The following is a 16357-nucleotide window of genomic DNA, read 5'->3' on the forward strand; positions in this document are numbered from 1 at the left end:
ACAAGGGTTCCGGTGCTTACGAGACGGTGACGTCCCGCGCCGACGGCCTCAGGCGTGCGGGTCGAGCACGTGCCGGTCGCCGCTGAAGGGCCGCAGCGCCTCGGGCGCCGGGAACGGCAGCTCGATGGCGTCGACCTTGGTGTGCACGTCCCCGTGGTCGTCGTAGGTCACGACGACCCGCTCGGTGGACACCTCGCGCAGCCGCACCCGCACCGGCCGCCCGTCGAGCTCCAGCTCCCACAGGTCGGCCAGCCAGCCGATGCCGCGCTCGTCGAGCACCGCCTCGGCCTCGTCCCACGGCAGCACGCCGGACGCCGTCCGGCCGAGCCGGTCGATCGCGACGGCGCCGTCGTCCTCCAGACGCAGCCAGCCGAGCAGCTCGCGGTCGCCCGCCCGACGGTGCTCGATCCAGTCGGTGGGCGTGGAGGTCACGGTCGCACCGCCTGTCGGTGCGTGCGCAGGGTCGCGAACATGGGCGGGACCGTAACGTGCCGACCCCCCTGCGAGGCCAGCTGATTCCTGGTTGCGGACGGACGCGTCGACCGGGCTACGCGTGCCGGCGCGGATACTGGGCAGGCCGCGGGCGCCCGCGACGTCGGCGGCGGTCACCGTGCGCCGCACGCCGTCAGCACCCGCACCCGTCGCGCCGACCGGCGGCGCCCGTCCGAGAGGCCCACGATGCCCAGCTCGTTCAACGGTCTGCCCCTGCACCCCCTGGTGGTGCACGCCGTGGTGGTGCTGGTGCCGCTCGCGGTCGTCTGGCTGCTCGTGCTGACGTTCGTGCCGCGGTGGCGGGACCGGTACGCCGGGCTCGGTGCGCTGATCGCCCTGGTCGCGCTGGTGCTGACGCCGGTCGCCTCGGAGACGGGTGAGTCGTTGCAGGCCCAGATCGGCCCGGTGGGCGAGCACGCGGAGCTGGGCGACCAGCTGAAGTTCTTCGTCTTCCCCGTCGCGGCGCTCGCCGTGACCCTGTGGTGGGTGACCCGTCGGGCCCGCTCCGGCCCGGCGTTGGCCCGTCCGCTCGCGCTGACGCTCGCGGTCCTGTCCGTGGTCGCGAGCCTGGCCACGGGGTGGCAGGTGTACCGCGTCGGCGACTCCGGGGCCCGCGCGGTGTGGCAGCACAGCACCAGCCAGCTGTCGAGCGTCGGCAAGGGCTGACGGCCCCGGAACGGGCCGCGGGGCGCGCTCTCGACGGGCGCTCGCGGCCGGATCGACGGATGGTGGTGGTCCCGACAGCGACCGGAGGGACCCACCCCATGAGCTCCAACACCTTCGTCCGATCCCTGCACGACCTCGGTGCCGCGGCCTGGTTCGGCGGCGGCCTGATGGGCGCCATCGGCCTCAACGGCGCGTCCGAGGAGGTCGAGGACCCGCGTCAGCGCGTGCACACCGCGTCCATGGGCTGGGCGAAGTGGGCACCGGTGAACGCCCTGGCCATCGGCGCGCACCTGGTCGGCGGTGCCGGCCTGCTGCTGGCCAACCGGGGCCGCGTCCAGGCCCAGGAGGGCGTCACGGCCAACACCGTCGTGAAGACGGCGCTGACGATCGCGGCCCTCGGCACCACCGCCTGGAGCGGGATGCTCGGCACCAAGATCGCGAAGGGCTCGTCCGAGCCGGCGTACAGCGGCGTCACGCCGTCGTCCAGCACGTCCGACGAGGTGGCCGCGGCGCAGCGCCAGGAGCGCATCCTGCAGTGGGTCACCCCGGCGCTGGTCGGCACGATCATCGTGCTCGGCGCGCAGCAGGGCGAGATGCAGCGGCCCAACCAGGTGTCCAAGGGCCTGCTCGGCCGCGTCTTCGACTGACCAGCGGCCCGAGGCGAGGGGCGCCCCCGCGCGGGGCGCCCCTCCGCACCCGGCCGCCCGCCGACACCAGGGGCCCCGGCGCGGGTGGATCAGTCGGGCACGACCTCGGTGACCTGACCGTCCTCGACGTGCCACCGGCGGGTCAGCCGCACCGTGTCGAGCATCCGGCGGTCGTGGGTCACCAGCAGCACCGTGCCGTCGAACGCCTCGAGCGCCTGCTCCAGCTGCTCGATCGCGGGCAGGTCCAGGTGGTTGGTCGGCTCGTCCAGCACCAGCAGGTTCACCCCGCGCGCCTGCAGCAGGGCGAGCGCGGCCCGGGTCCGCTCCCCGGGCGACAGGGACGTGGCGGGCCGCGGGATGTGGTGGCCACCTAGCCCGAACTTCGCCAGCAGCGTGCGCACGTCGGCCGTCGGCCAGTCCGGCACCTCGCGCGAGAAAGCCGTGACCAGGGCGTCGTCACCCTCGAAGGCGGCTCGCGCCTGGTCCACCTCGCCGACCAGCACACCGGACCCGACGTCGACGCGGCCCTCGTCGGGGGTCAGCCGGCCGAGCAGCAGGCCGAGCAGCGTGGTCTTGCCGGCGCCGTTCGGGCCGGTGACCGCCACCCGGTCCTGCCAGTCGAGCTCCAGGTCCACCGGGCCGAGCCGGAAGTCGCCGCGCCGCACCACCGCGTGCCGCGCGACGCTGACCACGCTGCCGGACCGCGGTGCGCCCGCGATGGTCATCTGCAGCTGCCACTCCTTGCGCGGTTCGGCCACCTCGGTGAGCCGAGCGATCATCCGGTCCGTCTGCCGGGCCTTGGCGGCCTGCTTCTCCGACGTCTCACCGCGGAACTTCCGCACGAACTTGTCGTTGTCCGTCGCCTTGCGCCGGGCGTTGCGGACGCCCTTCTCCATCCAGGCGCGCTGCATCCGCGCCCGCGCCTGGAGCGCGTCCCGACGGGCCGCGTACTCCTCGTACGCCTCCCGCGCCTGCCGCCGAGCGGTCGAGCGCTCGTCCAGGTAGGCGTCGTACGAGCCGCCGTAGACGGCCACCCGCTGCAGGCTGCGGTCGATCTCCACGACCGACGTCACGGTGCGGGACAGGAACTCGCGGTCGTGGCTGACGACGACGACGGGCGCCGACGAGCGAGCGACGAAGTCCTCGAGCAGCGCCAGCCCCTCCAGGTCCAGGTCGTTGGTCGGCTCGTCCAGCAGGTAGAGGTCGTACCGGGACAGCAGCAGCGCGGCGAGCCCGACGCGGGCCGCCTCGCCACCGGACAGGGCCGTCATCGGCAGCCCGGGGTCCACACCGAGGCCCAGGTCGGCCAGCACCGAGCCGGTGCGGGCCTCCAGGTCCGCACCGCCGAGGGCCATCCAGCGTTCGAGCGCCTCGGCGAACTCGTCGTCCGCACCGTCGACCCCGGCGGCCAGCCGCTCCGCCGCGGCGTCCATGGCCACCTGCGTGGCGCCGACGCCGGTCCGCCGCTCCAGGTGCGCGTGCACCGACTCGTCCGGTCGCCGCTCGATCTCCTGCGCGAGGAAGCCCAGCTGGGCGTGGGTGGGCGACACCGACACGGTCCCTGCGTCGGGCCGACGCTCGCCGGCGAGGATGCGCAGCAGCGTGGACTTGCCGGCGCCGTTGGGCCCGACGAGCCCGACGACGTCACCTGGCGCGACGACGAGGTCGACCCCCGAGAACAGCTCGCGATCGCCGAAGCCGGCGGCCACCCCCTTGGCCTGCACGGTCGCGCTCATGCCGAGGATTGTCCGGCAGGGCCGGCGTGAACCCCGAACGGATTCCTGGCGCGAGCGGTCGATGGAGGACGGGCCGGCGTCGGCACGGGTTCCGCCGGCCGGCACTGGCCCCCGCCCGGCGGGCGGAGAAGACTGGCAGCAGGCGCCGCCTCACCGGTGAGCGAGTCGCCGGGCCGTCGTCGGGCAGCGCCGCGATGGAGGGGTCATGAGCACGGAACAGCTCCAGCAGATGGCCACGGGCCGCGGCTTCATCGCCGCCCTGGACCAGAGCGGCGGCTCCACCCCCGGTGCGCTCAAGCGGTACGGCATCGAGACGTGGGCCGACGACGCGCAGATGTTCGAGCTGGTGCACGCGATGCGCTCGCGGATCATCACCAGCCGGGTGTTCGGCGGCGACCGCATCGTCGGCGCGATCCTGTTCGACCGCACGATGGAGAGCCAGATCGGCGGCATGGGCGCCGCCGAGTACCTGTGGCAGGTCAAGCACGTCGCACCGTTCCTCAAGGTGGACAAGGGGCTGGTGGACGAGGCCGACGGCGTGCGGCTGATGAAGCCGATCCCGGACCTCGACGACGCGCTGAGCAGGGCGAACGGGCACGGGGTGTTCGGCACCAAGATGCGCTCGCTCGTCGTGCAGGCCGACAAGGGCGGCGTCGCGGCGATCGTCGACCAGCAGCTCGAGCTGGCGCAGCGCATCCTCGCGGCGGGGCTGATGCCGATCGTCGAGCCGGAGGTGGACATCCACAGCCCGACGAAGGGTCAGGCGGAGGACGTGCTCCGCTCGGCGCTGCACGACGGGCTCGACCGGCTGCCGACGGACGCCAAGGTGATGCTCAAGCTGACGCTGCCCGACCAGGACGGCTGGTGGACGCCGCTCGTCGAGCACCCGCACGTGCTGCGCGTCGCGGCGCTGTCCGGCGGCTACACCCGTGCGGAGGCGGTGCAGCGGCTGGCGCGGCAGCCGGGGGTGATCGCCAGCTTCTCGCGGGCGCTGACCGAGGGCCTGACGGCGCAGCAGTCCGACGACGAGTTCGACGCGGTGCTCGACGGCTCCATCCAGGCGATCTACGACGCGTCGCTGACCTGAGCCGCGGGCCGGGAGGCCCGCCCGGGACGCCCGCCGGGGGCCGACCGCACGGCGCCGTCGTCGCGACACGCCGGCGACGGCGCCACGCTCGTTCTCAGAATCCTCTGAGAATCGGCTGGTGCCGTGGGGCCCCATGACGACGAGCGCGCCGACCCCGACCGGCGCAGCACGCCCGGCGACCGTCCGATGACGCCGCCGTCGCGCGGCTCCGCCCTGTACGCCGCGACGCTGGTCACCATCGGTGCGGCGGCCGGCGTGCGGTTCTTCACCACGACGCCGGACCTGCGCGCGACCGCCGCGCACGGCGCCGCCACGGGCGCACCGGTCACGGCGGCGGCCGTCGCCACACCGTCGTCCACGCCGACGGCGACCGGCAGCAGCCTCAGCTGGGGCCGCGGGCCGCACCCGTCGGCCACGCCGTCGCCGACCCCGTCGCGCACGCCGACCGTCCCTACCCAGCGACCGTCCCCGACCGCGACCCCGACGGCGACCCGCACCACCGCGCCCGTGCCCGCGCCGAAGCCCGCCGCCCCGGCTCCCGCACCACCGCCGCCCGCACCGGTGACCACCGTGGTGGTCGGCTCCACCGTCCAGACCCCGTACGGCCCCGTGCAGGTGCAGGTGACGTTCACCGGCACCGCGATCACCGCGGCGCAGGCGCTGCAGGCACCGTCCGGTGGCTACAGCAGCCAGGTCAGCTCGTTCTCCGTCCCGGTGCTGTCCCGCGAGGCGGTCGCGGCCGGCTCGGCGAACATCGCGGCGGTGTCCGGGGCGTCCTACACGTCCGCCGGGTACAAGCAGTCGCTGCAGTACGCCATCGACCACCGCGGCTGACGCAGGCTCAGCGGACCGCCTCGCGCGCCAGCACCAGGTAGCAGCTGGCCGTCCATGTGTACGCCCGGTCGCGCAGCCCCTCGCCGGTCAGCGCGTCGAAGTTCTCCGCGAACCCGTGCGCCTCGCACAGCCGTCGGAACCGCGTGCTCACCTCGTCGGCCAGCTCGTCCCGGCCGGCCCGGCGCAGGCCGTCGACCAGGAGCATCGTCGACGGCGCCCAGATGGGACCGCGCCAGTAGCCGTCCGCCTCGTACTGCGGCGAGTCGGGCCGCTCGGTGGCCGGTCCCCACGGTGTGAGGAACGCGTCGAGCTGCTCGACCACGGCGTCGACGACGTCCGTCGGCAGGTGGTCGGCGGCCAGCAGCGCGAGGTGGGGGAGCAGGCTGGTGCTGCTGCTGGCGCGGCCCGATCCGGGGTTCCGGGCCACCAGGGCCGAGCCGGTCCACAGCTGGTCCACCAGCGCTGCGGCGAGCCGGTCGCGCAGGGCCGCCCACTGCGCGCCGTCGCCGGTCTGCGTCGCACCGGGCTGCGACGCCGACCTCAGCTCGTCGGCCAACCCCGCCAGCACGTCGAGCTGCACCACCAGGAACGCCGCGAGGTCCGGCGCCTCCACCACCCGGTCCGCGTCGAACATCGTCGCGTTGTCCCAGCCGCTGTCGTTGCCGTGCTGGTAGTGCGGCAGCACGTGCCCCGGCACCCGCCGGGACGTCAGCCAGAAGTCCGTCCACCGGACCAGCGCGTCGTACAGCTGCCGGAGCGTCGCGGCGTCCAGCGGTTCGGCGAGCGCGGCGCGCAGCCGGGCGACGGCCCAGCCGTGGATCGGCGGCTTGACGAAGTTGTGCAGCACCTCGGAGTGCGTCACCGAGTCCGGCAGCGCGCCGGAGGCGTCCTGGTGGTCGAACGGCAGCAGCAGCTGGTCGAGCGCCTCCGCCGGTCGGCCCGGCGCGAGGGCCAGCGCGTTGAAGCAGTGGTCCCAGCTCCACACCTTGTCCATCCAGTGCTTGGACATCAGCACGGCCTCGCGGCCCAGGAACCCGGCGGGCCGCACGGTGGCGGACCACATCACGTACGCCGCGAGGGCGGCGGCGGGCGTCGAGCCGTCGCGCCACGGCGCCACCTGGTCGAGGTAGGTGGCGAAGTCGTGGGCGCTCGTCGTGACGACGTCGTCGAACGTCCGCCGCCGCCGGTAGGGGGGTCGGGCCGTCTCCAGCTCCTCGACGACGAGCTCCCACTCGTCGCCGGCCACGGTCACGGTGCGGGTGGCCTCGCCCAGCGCCTCGGCACCGAGCACGTCCAGCTCGCCGCTCAGCGCGGTGATGCGGTAGCGGCGCCCCGTCTCGTACGACGTCAGCACGGCCGAGCCGTCGATCGGGTCGCGGAACAGGTACAGGCCGGTGAACGAGGTCAGTGACGAGCTGGGGTCGGCGAGCACCAGCCCGAGCCCCCGACCCCGCAGCCGCACCGTGTCGACCGACTCGAAGGCCGCCTCGACGGTGCCCGCCGCGCCGCCCGTGGCGGCGGTGGCCGCGTCCCCCGCACCAGCACCGTCCGCCGTCCACGTCAGCACCCCCGGCGTCGCGGTCAGCGCCGTCGCGACCCGCTCGCCGGCGATCGTCGGCACCAGCCGCAGCACGGGGTGCATACCGGTCTGGTGGGACACCAGGTGCACGTCGTCGGCCCGCTGGTGCAACCCGATCACCGGGGACAGGTCGAGCCAGGAGCCGCGCCGGCTGAACGGCACCTCCCGCACGTCGAACAGCGGGCCGGCGGACACCCCCGCGACCGCGGGACTCGTCGCGGCGCTCATCGGACCGGCAGCCAGACGCGCATCTCACCGGGTTCGCGTTCGGCCCACCGGTGGTAGGCGATCAGGGGCAGCTCGAGGCGTCCACCCTGGTCACCGGCCTGCGTGCCGTCGTAGGGCCAGGTGCGGTCGGCCGGCGGCACCACGGTTGCGGCGACGGTGACCCGCTCGTCCCGACGGGTCGGCGCCACGGAGGCGTCGACGACCAGGTCGGCCAGGTCGATCCCGGCCGGCACGTCGGTCTGCTCGGCGCACAGCACCAGCGGCCCTGCCTCGACCGCGACGCAGCCGCGGACCGCGTCGATCCGCCGGTCGGGCCAGGTCAGCCGGGGGGAGACGTCGAGCCGGAGCGTCAGCTCGTCACCGGGCCGCAGCACGCGCACGACCGAGACCGACCGCCGCCCCTCGGCACCCAGTGGCCCCTCCGGCGTGGTGAGGACCGCGTCCGGGCTCCAGGCCGGCACCCGGAACGTCAGCGTGACCGGCGTGGCGGGCGCCTCGACGACACGCACCACCACGGCACCGTCGTCCGGGTAGGCCGTCTCGACGTCCAGCGCCAGCACGGTCCCGTCCTCGAGCACGGTGCGGATGCGGCCGCTCGCGTACTGCAGCAGCACCAGCTCCTGGCCGCGGACGGCTGCGGCGTAGGTGTGCCAGCTGGCGAGCGTCCGGGCGACGTTGGTGGGGCAGCACGAGACGTCGAACCACGCCGCGCGGCTGCCGCCCTCGGCACGCGGACTCACCTGGTCGTCGTCGGACGGCTGACCCGCCGCCCGCAGGTGCAGGGGGTTGGCGTAGAAGAAGGCGCGCCCGTCCGATCGCGGGGAGGTGGCGACGACGTTGTACGACGTGCGCTCGATCAGGTCGGCGTACCGCATGTCACCGCTGGCCAGGAACAGCCGCCAGGACACCATCGTCGACGCGATCCCCGCACAGGTCTCGCAGTACGCGCGGTCCGGTGACAGCTCCCAGTCCTCACCGAACCCCTCGTCCTGGTGCCGGCTGCCCATGCCGCCGGTCAGGTAGGTCCGCCGGGCCACGGAGCGCTCCCACTGCCGGACGACGGCGTCGACCAGCTCGTCGTCCGCGGTGTCGACACCGACGTCGACGGCGGCTGCCGCGAGGTACAGCGCCCGGACCGCGTGCCCGCGCCACACGTCGGCCTCGCGGATCGGCACGTCGTCCTGGAAGTACGCCCGGCCCAGCGGGATGTCGGCGAGGGTGCCGTGGCCCCGGCGCTCGAGGAACAGCCGTGCCTGCTCGGTGTACCGGGGCTCGTCCAGCGCCCGACCCAGCTCGGCGAGGCCGACCTCGATCTCCGGGTGGCCGCAGATGCCCTGCAGGCCATCGGTGCCGAACGTCGCGCACACGTGGTCGGCAGCCCGCCGCGCCGCCGCGACCAGGGCGTCCGCACCGTGGGTCCGCAGCCGGGCGACCGCCGCCTGCAGCAGGTGGCCGGTGCAGTACAGCTCGTGACCCATCTCCAGGTCGGAGTACCGCGGTGCCTGGCCGGCGTGGCCGTAGCAGGTGTTGAGGTACCCGTCGTCGTCCTGCGCCCGCACCACCCGCGCGGTCAGCCGCTGGAAGGCCGCCTCCGCCCGGACGTCCCCGGTGCGCCCGGACTCCCACGCCAGTGCTTCGAGCAGCTTGTAGACCTCCGAGTCGGAGAACTGCCAGCCCGGCCGCTCCGCCCCGGCGGTGCTTCCCTCGGCGACCCGGTCGAAGTTGGCCAGCCAGCCCAGTCGGCCCATCCAGCGCTCGCAGTGCTCGAGCGTCGCATCGGCGTTGGTGCGCTGCAGCCCGGCCCAGAAGCCGTCGGTCAGGGCCACCTCGTGCAGGCCGAGCGGACGCAGCGCCCCACGGGCGGGCACCACCGGTCGGCCGCCCGTGGGGTCGAGCCGCCCGCTGAGGCCGGCGCGGTCGGCGTCGACGAGGTCCGAGGTCATGGGTGCAGAGCTCCGTTGTCGAGATGAGGGCACGGTGAGGGCACGAGCGGGCACGCCCCGGCGCGGCCGGGCGCCCACCTGAGCCGGTCAGTCCTTGATGGCGCCGGCGACCACGCCCGCGGCGACGTACCGCTGGGCGACCACCAGGAGGATCGCGGCCGGGATCGAGGCGATCACCGCGGTGGCCATGATCGAGTTCCACTCGGTGGTGTTGTTGCCGATGTACTTGTAGATGCCGAGCGTGATCGGGATCAGCCGGCCGTTCCGGTCGATGGTCGACGCGAAGATGAAGTCGGACCACGCCCACAGGAAGGCGAACAACGACACCGTGATCGCCGAGTTCCGGCTGATCGGCATGACGATCGACTGGAACATCCGCCACGTCCCGGCGCCGTCGATGCGGGCGGCCTGCATCAGCTCGTTCGGGATCCCGCTCATGAAGGCGGTGAACAGCAGCACGCCGAACGGCACCGCCACCGTCGAGTCGGCGACGATCAGGCCCCAGACGGTGTTGAGCATCCCGGCCTTGAGGTAGATGACGTAGAACCCCATCGACATCACCACGGCGGGGATCATCTGCACCACCAGCAGCACGAAGTTCAGCGCGCCGGCGCCGCGCGGCCGCAGCTTGGCCAGCGAGTACCCCGCCGGTGCCGCGATGGCCACGGTCAGCACCACGCAGCCGAGGCCCACCAGGAGGCTGGTGCCGAGCGCGGGCAGCTGCTGCCGGAACACTGCCTGGTACCCCTCGACCGTCGGGTCCCAGGGGAACCAGTGCGGCGGTGTCGCCCGCATGTCCGACGTCTTGGTGAACGAGACGTTCAGCATCCAGTAGACGGGGAACAGCATGACCGCGGTCAGGACCACGCCGACCGCCGTCCGCCAGCCGCTGCGCCTGCTCATGACTGCTTCTCCTGCCGGCGCTGGAGGTAGAGGTACACGAACCCGAACACCAGCGCGATGACGATGAGGACGTTGCCGATGGATGCGGCCGGTGAGAACGCGGGCTGGCCGGTGCCGAACGCCTGCCGGTAGGACCAGGTGGCGAAGGTGGTCGAGGCGTCCGCCGGACCCCCCTTGGTCATGATCCAGATGATGTCGACGACCTTCAGCGTGTAGATCAGGCCGAGGAGGATCGTCACCGCGGACACGGGGCGCAGCAGGGGGAACGTGATCCGCCGGAACTGCTGCCAGCCGTTGGCACCGTCCAAGGACGCGGCCTCGTACAGCTCCCCGGGGATGTTCTGCAGGCCCGAGTACAGGATCACCAGGTTGAACGGGATCCCGAGCCAGATGTTGGCGATGATCACCGACCACAGCACCCACTGCGGCGAGGTGAGCCAGTTGATCTGGCTGCCGCCGAACGCCTTGATCACCGAGTTGACGATGCCGTTGTCGCTGTTGAGCATCCATGCCCACGACGAGCCGGAGACGATCAGCGGCAGCAGCCACGGCACCAGGAACATGCCGCGCAGCACGCCGTTGAGCCGGAAGCTGGTACGGAAGAACACCGCCAGCGCCAACCCGATCGTGTACTGGAACAGGATCGACAGCAGCACGAAGAGAGCCGTGTTCACGGCCGCCTTCGCGAACGTGCTGGAGGCGACGATGTCCGAGTAGTTCTTCAGGCCCACCCAGGCGGCGTTGCCCTGGACGAAGGCCCGCGGCGTGTAGTCGTGCAGGCTCAGGTCGATGTTCCGGTACAGCGGGTACGCGTAGAACACGACGAGGTACACGATCAGCGGGGCGATGAACGCGAACGCCGCCCACCGGGTGCTGGCGGCGGGCCGACGGTCCGGCCGGACGGCAGGTGCGCCCGTGCGGGTCGCACCTGCCGTCCGTGCCGTCGTCCCGACCGTGGTGGTCAGGGATTCCATGAGGACAGTCCTTGCGTCGTGCCTGGTCAGCCGCGACCGGGCGTCACTTGGTGGCCGCAGCGGCCTTCGTCTGGGCCGTCTTCAGGGCGTCGGCCGGAGAGGCCGAGCCGGACAGCGCGCTCTGCACCGCGGTCCACAGCTGCTCGGAGATCTTCGGGTACTTGGTGCCCAGGTTGTCGCTGGTGCGGCCCTTGGCGGCCTTGACCGCGTCGACCCACGGCTGCAGCGAGGAGTCCTTGGCCAGCAGGGCGGTCTGCCCGTCGGCCGTCGGCGGGATGTAGTACGCGAAGGTGGTGGCCGTCTGCACCATGCCGTCGGTGCTGGTCATGCAGTCGACGATCTTCTTGGTGGTCGCGTAGCGCTTGGTGTCCTTCTGCACGGGCATCTCGATGAACTCGCCACCGGTCGGGGCCGGCGCGGCACCGCCGGTCTTCGCCGGGATGGTGATGACGCCGGTGGGGAACTTCGCCTTCTTGGCGGCGTCCACCTGCCAGGTGCCGTTCTCACCGAAGGCGAAGTCGCCGGTGAGGAACTCCTCCCACGTGGTGTTCTGCGAGTTCTGGATCACCGAGTTGGGCGCCAGGCCCTGCTTGACCCAGTCGGTCCACAGCTGCAGCGCCGAGGTCGCCTCCGGGGAGTCCAGCTGCGTGAGGTTGGCGCCGGCGCCCCAGAACCAGGGCAGGAACTGGAACGAGCCCTCCTCGGTGCCGATGCCCGCGAAGGTGATGCCCTTGTGGCCGGCGGCCTTCACCTTCTGCAGCGCGGCGGTCAGGCTGTCCCAGTCCTTGATGGACGTGGGGTCGATGCCGGCGGCGTCGAGGATCGACTTGTTGTAGTAGAGCGCGAGGGTGTTGGCGCCGATCGGGATGCCGTACGTCTTGCCGTTCATCTGACCGGCGGCGAGCAGGTTCGGGTCGATCTTCGAGGTGTCGAGGCCGAACTCGTCGGTGGTGGTGAGCATGCCGGTGTCCGCCAGCGTGGAGACCGCCGGGTTGTCCAGCAGGATCACGTCCGGTGCGGTGCCCTCCTGCGCGGCCAGCAGCGCCTGGTTGGTCAGGGCGGTGGTGTCGTACGCCGTGCGCTGCACGGTCACGCCCGCGGCGTCGCCGCAGGACTGGACGCGCTTGGCCCAGCTGGACGAGGCGTCGTGCTGGGGGTACGGGTCCCACCAGGTGTAGGTCTTGCTGCCGCCGCCGGCGGCGCTCGCGGTGCTCCCAGCGCCGGCCCCGGCGCTCGACGAGCAGGCCGCCAGGCTGGCGACCGTCACGGCGATGCCCAGCGCGCCGAGGGCGCGCCGGTGGGTGGAGATGCGCATCACGGTGTTCCTCCTTGAATCAGTGATGAGTGCAGCTGCGCCGGTGGGTGGGCCGCCGGCGCATGACGGTCAGCGGGCGCCGGTGGGCGGCGCCGCTGTGCTCCCCCTGTCCACGAGCTCCGGCGAGATGAACCGGACCACGTGCGGCTCTGTGCGGCCCGCCGCCGACTCGATCCGCCGGACCAGCTGGCGCACGGCCATCTGCCCCAGGCGGTCGGGTGCGCTCTCGATCGAGGAGAACGGCAGCGAGAAGGTGCGGGCGAACTCGTCGGAGTAGCGCCCGATGACGGACATGTCCTGCGGGGAGGTCAGGCCCCGCTCGCGCAGCACGGCGGGCAGCGCGGCCGCGGCGGCCTCGTTGTTCACCAGCAGGCCGGTGACGCCGGGGTGGGCGTCCAGCGCCGCGTGCAGGTCCCGGCCGACGTCCGGCTGGTGCGAGGAGCCGAAGATGGCGTGCAGCCTCACGTCGCGCAGCTCGGCCTCCTCCGCTGCTGCGTCCGCCAGCCGCCAGACGTAGGCGCCGCCACGCTCGACGACGTGCTCCGGCTGCGAGACCAGCAGCAGCTCGCGGTGGCCGAGCCGGGCGAGGTGCTCGACCATGAGACGACCGGCCTCGGCGAAGTCGAGGTCGAACACGTCGAGGTGGCGGGGGTCGGCGGGGAGCCCGACGAGGGCGCCCGGCTGCTCGGCGGCCCGCAGCACCTCGAGCCGGTCGTCCCGGTCGGCGACGTTGAGCAGCACCACGCCGTCGACCATCCGCGAGTCCGTGATGCGCTTCAGCGCCCGGGCGCCGTCCGGCTCGGACACCAGCAGGATGTCGTAGCCCAGCTCCCGGGCGGTGTTGGAGACGCCGAGGATGTACTGCAGCATCGCCGGGGCGAACTCGTCCTCGAAGAACTGCGCGAGCAGGCCGATCACCTGGGTCTGCGCCGTCGCCAGCGCACGTGCGCCGGCGTTGGGCGTGTAGCCCAGCTCCTCGACGGCGCGGCGGACGCGCTCCTGGATCTCCGGCGACGTCGACTTCTTCCCCGACAGCACGTTCGAGGCCGTGCTGCGGGAGACACCCGCGAGGCGGGCCACGTCCCCGATCGTCGTCATCGTCCATCCTCACGGTGCGGCAGCGAACCGGTTCGCAGATTACGCACACGTGAGCGCGTCAGGCAAGCACCGATGTGGCGCCCGTCACGCCGGACGCGAGCGCCCTGAAGGGCCAGCAGACGGCTGCATGCGGTCTGACCTGCGACGATGTACCGACAGGGCGTGCGAGCGCCGACATCCTCGTGCTCGCGAAGTCATCCGCGCAGATCGCCTCCGGCGCTCGCTCGCGGAGAACCGGTTCGCCGCGGAGGCCGGCCGAGCCGTCGACGCCCCGGAACCACGACGGGGCGCCGTCCCGCCTGGACGACGCCCCGTCGGTGCGATCAGATCGCCGACCACCCGCCGTCGCACGGGATCACTGCACCGTTGACGTTGCTCGCGTCGTCGGACAGCAGCCACGTGATCAGCGCCGCGAGCTGGTCCGGCTGCGCCACCGACGTGACCATCGCCTGCATGAAGGGGCCGAGCACCGCACCCGCGTGCGCCGAGTGGAACGGGGCCTCGATGTTGGTCGCCACCGCGCCCGGCGCCACGGCGTTGCACCGCACCCCGTCGCCCTTGTAGAAGACCGCCGTGGCCTTGGTCAGCCCGTTCACCGCGTGCTTCGAGGCGGTGTACGCCACGCCGGACGCAGACGCCCGCAGGCTGGCCTCCGACGAGACGTTCACGATCGCGCCCTTTCCCGCCGCGAGCATCAGCGGCAGCACCGCCCGGGTGGTGCGCATGGGCGCGGTCAGGTTGATCCGCAGCACGCGCTCCCACGTCTCGTCGTCCACCTCGGCGGGCGGCAGGAACGCGTCCATGATCCCGGCGACGTTGGCCAGGCCGTCCACGCGCCCACCTGCCGCGGCGACCACGCGGTCCACCACCTCCTGCGCGGAGATGTCGCCCGGCACGGTGACGAACGTCAGTCCCGGGTTCTCCTCGACCAGCTCGGCCAGCCGGCTCTCCACGACGTCGGTCGCCACCACCGTGGCCCCCTCGCGGGCCAGTCGGAGCGCCGTCGCCTTGCCGATGCCGGAGCCCGCCCCGGTGACGATCACCGTCCGGCCGTCGAACCGACCGGGTACCAGTGCAGCTTCAGGAGACATCGTCGTCCCTCTCGACGCGGGTCCGGACGACCCGGCCGGTCGCCCGCCCTCGGTGCCGACGCTAGGAGCGCCGCGGGGCGCCGACAAGCACTGCCACCGTCCCGCACGGGTGAACGGCGCGCGCGCCGAAGGGGGTCGCCGGGGCGCGCCAGGCCGGGCCCTTCGGCCCTGGCGCGCCCCTGACCAGCGAGAAACGCTGGAGGGGTCACCAGACCGCAACGGAGCGTTCGGAGGACGGGCGATGAAGGCACTCGTGGTGTACGAGTCGATGTTCGGCAACACCCAGCAGATCGCGCAGGCGGTGGCGGCCGGTCTCGGCAAGCACGTCGAGGTCGAGGTGACCGAGGTGGGCCTGGCGCCCGACGAGATCTCCGCCGAGCTGGACCTGCTCGTGGTCGGCGCGCCGACCCACGCGTTCGGCATGAGCCGCGCCAGCACCCGCGCCGATGCCGTGAAGCAGGCGCCCGGCGGCACGATCGTCTCGACCGGCCGGGGCGTGCGCGAGTGGCTGGAGACGGTGCACCCGGGCGGCGTCGGCACGATGGTCGCCGCCTTCGACACGCGCGTCCGGACGCCGCTGCCAGGGTCCGCCGCCCACAAGGTCGCCAAGGCGCTGCAGCGCCTGGCCTTCCCCGAGGTGTCCGACCCCGAGACGTTCTGGGTGAAGGACAGCACCGGCCCGCTCAAGGACGGTGAGCTGGAGCGCGCCGAGCGCTGGGGCAGCGACCTGGGGCTGCTGGTCAACAGTCGCTGACGGCCGGGCCGGCAGGGGGTGCCGCGATGGACGGTGACGTCGTCCTGGTCGCCGGGGCCACCGGCGAGCTCGGCGGTCTGATCGTCCGGGGGTTGCTGGCCGAGGGCCGGCAGGTCCGTGCCCTGGTGCGACCGGTCACCGACGCCACCGCTCTGGTCGCGGCCGGTGCGCAGGTGGTCCGCGGGGACCTGCGGGACCTGGGCAGCCTGTCGGACGCGCTGGCGGGCGTCGGCACGGTGGTCACCACGGTCACGGCGATCACGCGGATCATGACGGGACCGACCGACCTGACGATCGCCGGGGTGGACGGCGACGGGAACCTGAACCTGATCCGGGCGGCCGACCGGGCGGGGGTCCGCCGGTTCGTCTTCGTGTCGGCGGCGGGCATGGGCGACGAGATGGCGCGGCTGTCGCCGATGATGGCGGGCAAGTGGGAGGCCGAGAAGTTGCTGGCCACGACGTCGATGCGACGGGTCGTCGTCCGCCCCGACATGTTCCAGGAGGCCTGGCTGGGCCGGTCGGCGGGCTTCGTCCCCGGTGCGGGACGGATGCTCGTCTACGGCCGGGGCCGGACGCCGCACCGGTACGTGGCGATGGCCGACGTCGCAACGCTGTGCGTGCGGCTCGCGACGATGGACGAGCCGCCCCGGCTGGTCGAGTTCGGCGGTCCGGATGCGCACACCGTCCTCGACGTGGTGCACCTCTACGAGCAGGCCGCGCGCGTGCGGGTGCGCGTGCGGCACGTGCCGCGGTTCGCCCTGTCCGTCGGGCGGCGCGCGACGGCGCGGCTCCGGCCCGGGCTGTCGTCTCTGATGGGCCTCGCGCTGAACGGTGACCTGCACGCGGCGACGTGGGACGACCAGCCTCTGCGGGACGCAGGCATCGCGCCACGGTCGGTCCGCGCCTTCGTCGAGGCGAGCGTGGCCGGCGACCGCCCGCTGGGTGCGGCGGCCTGACCTGCGTTCACCAGGGCGCGGCGGAGAGGTACAGCCACGCCCCCGGACCGCGGA

At 73.1% G+C, this 16357-nt stretch carries 15 protein-coding genes; 6 read left to right on the forward strand and 9 right to left on the reverse strand.

The window, feature by feature from the left end; all coding sequences use genetic code 11:
* Positions 1-48 precede the first annotated feature (48 nt).
* Positions 49-432 (reverse strand): hypothetical protein, encoded by a 384-nt coding sequence (locus N0B34_RS11585; protein ID WP_263731544.1) that lies wholly within the window; start codon positions 430-432, stop codon positions 49-51.
* 246 nt (positions 433-678) lie between these two features.
* On the opposite strand from N0B34_RS11585, the gene N0B34_RS11590 reads away from it, so the two are divergent.
* Entirely contained in the window at positions 679-1158 is a 480-nt protein-coding gene (locus N0B34_RS11590; protein WP_263731545.1) for a DUF2231 domain-containing protein, read from the forward strand.
* A 98-nt stretch (positions 1159-1256) separates the two neighbouring features.
* Positions 1257-1805 (forward strand): hypothetical protein, encoded by a 549-nt coding sequence (locus N0B34_RS11595; RefSeq protein WP_263731546.1) that lies wholly within the window; start codon positions 1257-1259, stop codon positions 1803-1805.
* 89 nt (positions 1806-1894) lie between these two features.
* Here the strand turns inward: N0B34_RS11595 and N0B34_RS11600 are convergent, their stop codons facing one another.
* Entirely contained in the window at positions 1895-3541 is a 1647-nt protein-coding gene (locus N0B34_RS11600) for an ABC-F family ATP-binding cassette domain-containing protein (protein WP_263731547.1), read from the reverse strand.
* 205 nt (positions 3542-3746) lie between these two features.
* Here N0B34_RS11600 and N0B34_RS11605 point away from each other — a divergent pair, with 205 nt between their 5' ends.
* Together N0B34_RS11605 and N0B34_RS11610 are read left to right on the forward strand one after the other, a co-directional pair.
* Positions 3747-4628, forward strand: coding sequence for a fructose bisphosphate aldolase (locus N0B34_RS11605; RefSeq protein ID WP_263731548.1), 882 nt, complete (start codon positions 3747-3749; stop codon positions 4626-4628).
* A 123-nt stretch (positions 4629-4751) separates the two neighbouring features.
* Positions 4752-5462, forward strand: a complete 711-nt coding sequence (locus tag N0B34_RS11610; RefSeq protein ID WP_263731549.1) for an FMN-binding protein — start codon at positions 4752-4754, stop codon at positions 5460-5462.
* 7 nt (positions 5463-5469) lie between these two features.
* Here N0B34_RS11610 and N0B34_RS11615 read toward each other — a convergent pair whose 3' ends face one another.
* The 7 genes from N0B34_RS11615 to N0B34_RS11645 all read right to left on the reverse strand — a co-directional run bounded on the left by N0B34_RS11615 (position 5470) and on the right by N0B34_RS11645 (position 14593).
* Positions 5470-7269, reverse strand: a complete 1800-nt coding sequence (locus tag N0B34_RS11615) for an amylo-alpha-1,6-glucosidase (protein ID WP_263731550.1) — start codon at positions 7267-7269, stop codon at positions 5470-5472.
* Entirely contained in the window at positions 7266-9212 is a 1947-nt protein-coding gene (locus N0B34_RS11620; protein ID WP_263731551.1) for a glycoside hydrolase family 127 protein, read from the reverse strand. The genes N0B34_RS11615 and N0B34_RS11620 overlap by 4 nt, the downstream gene beginning before the upstream one ends.
* 87 nt (positions 9213-9299) lie before the next feature.
* Entirely contained in the window at positions 9300-10115 is an 816-nt protein-coding gene (locus tag N0B34_RS11625) for a carbohydrate ABC transporter permease (protein WP_263731552.1), read from the reverse strand.
* Positions 10112-11089 carry a carbohydrate ABC transporter permease gene (locus N0B34_RS11630; protein WP_263731553.1) on the reverse strand — a complete coding sequence of 326 codons (978 nt, stop codon included), beginning with the start codon at positions 11087-11089 and terminating at the stop codon, positions 10112-10114. The genes N0B34_RS11625 and N0B34_RS11630 overlap by 4 nt, the downstream gene beginning before the upstream one ends.
* A 43-nt stretch (positions 11090-11132) precedes the next feature.
* A complete protein-coding gene (locus N0B34_RS11635) occupies positions 11133-12404 on the reverse strand; it encodes an extracellular solute-binding protein (RefSeq protein WP_263731554.1) in 1272 nt (423 codons plus the stop codon).
* A 69-nt stretch (positions 12405-12473) separates the two neighbouring features.
* Positions 12474-13502 carry a LacI family DNA-binding transcriptional regulator gene (locus N0B34_RS11640; RefSeq protein WP_263731555.1) on the reverse strand — a complete coding sequence of 343 codons (1029 nt, stop codon included), beginning with the start codon at positions 13500-13502 and terminating at the stop codon, positions 12474-12476.
* Positions 13503-13825: 323 nt separating this feature from the next.
* The gene (locus tag N0B34_RS11645) at positions 13826-14593 is read right to left on the reverse strand and encodes an SDR family NAD(P)-dependent oxidoreductase (RefSeq protein WP_263731556.1); all 768 of its coding nucleotides are present in this window, start codon (positions 14591-14593) and stop codon (positions 13826-13828) included.
* 241 nt (positions 14594-14834) lie between these two features.
* On the opposite strand from N0B34_RS11645, the gene N0B34_RS11650 reads away from it, so the two are divergent.
* Together N0B34_RS11650 and N0B34_RS11655 are read left to right on the forward strand one after the other, a co-directional pair.
* Positions 14835-15347 carry a flavodoxin family protein gene (locus N0B34_RS11650; RefSeq protein WP_263731557.1) on the forward strand — a complete coding sequence of 171 codons (513 nt, stop codon included), beginning with the start codon at positions 14835-14837 and terminating at the stop codon, positions 15345-15347.
* Positions 15348-15373: 26 nt separating this feature from the next.
* Positions 15374-16303, forward strand: coding sequence for an SDR family oxidoreductase (locus N0B34_RS11655; protein WP_263731558.1), 930 nt, complete (start codon positions 15374-15376; stop codon positions 16301-16303).
* The last annotated feature ends 54 nt before the right edge of the window (positions 16304-16357 follow it).

The organism is Cellulomonas sp. SG140, from assembly GCF_025770785.1.
In the GTDB taxonomy this organism is placed as follows: Bacteria; Actinomycetota; Actinomycetes; order Actinomycetales; family Cellulomonadaceae; genus Cellulomonas.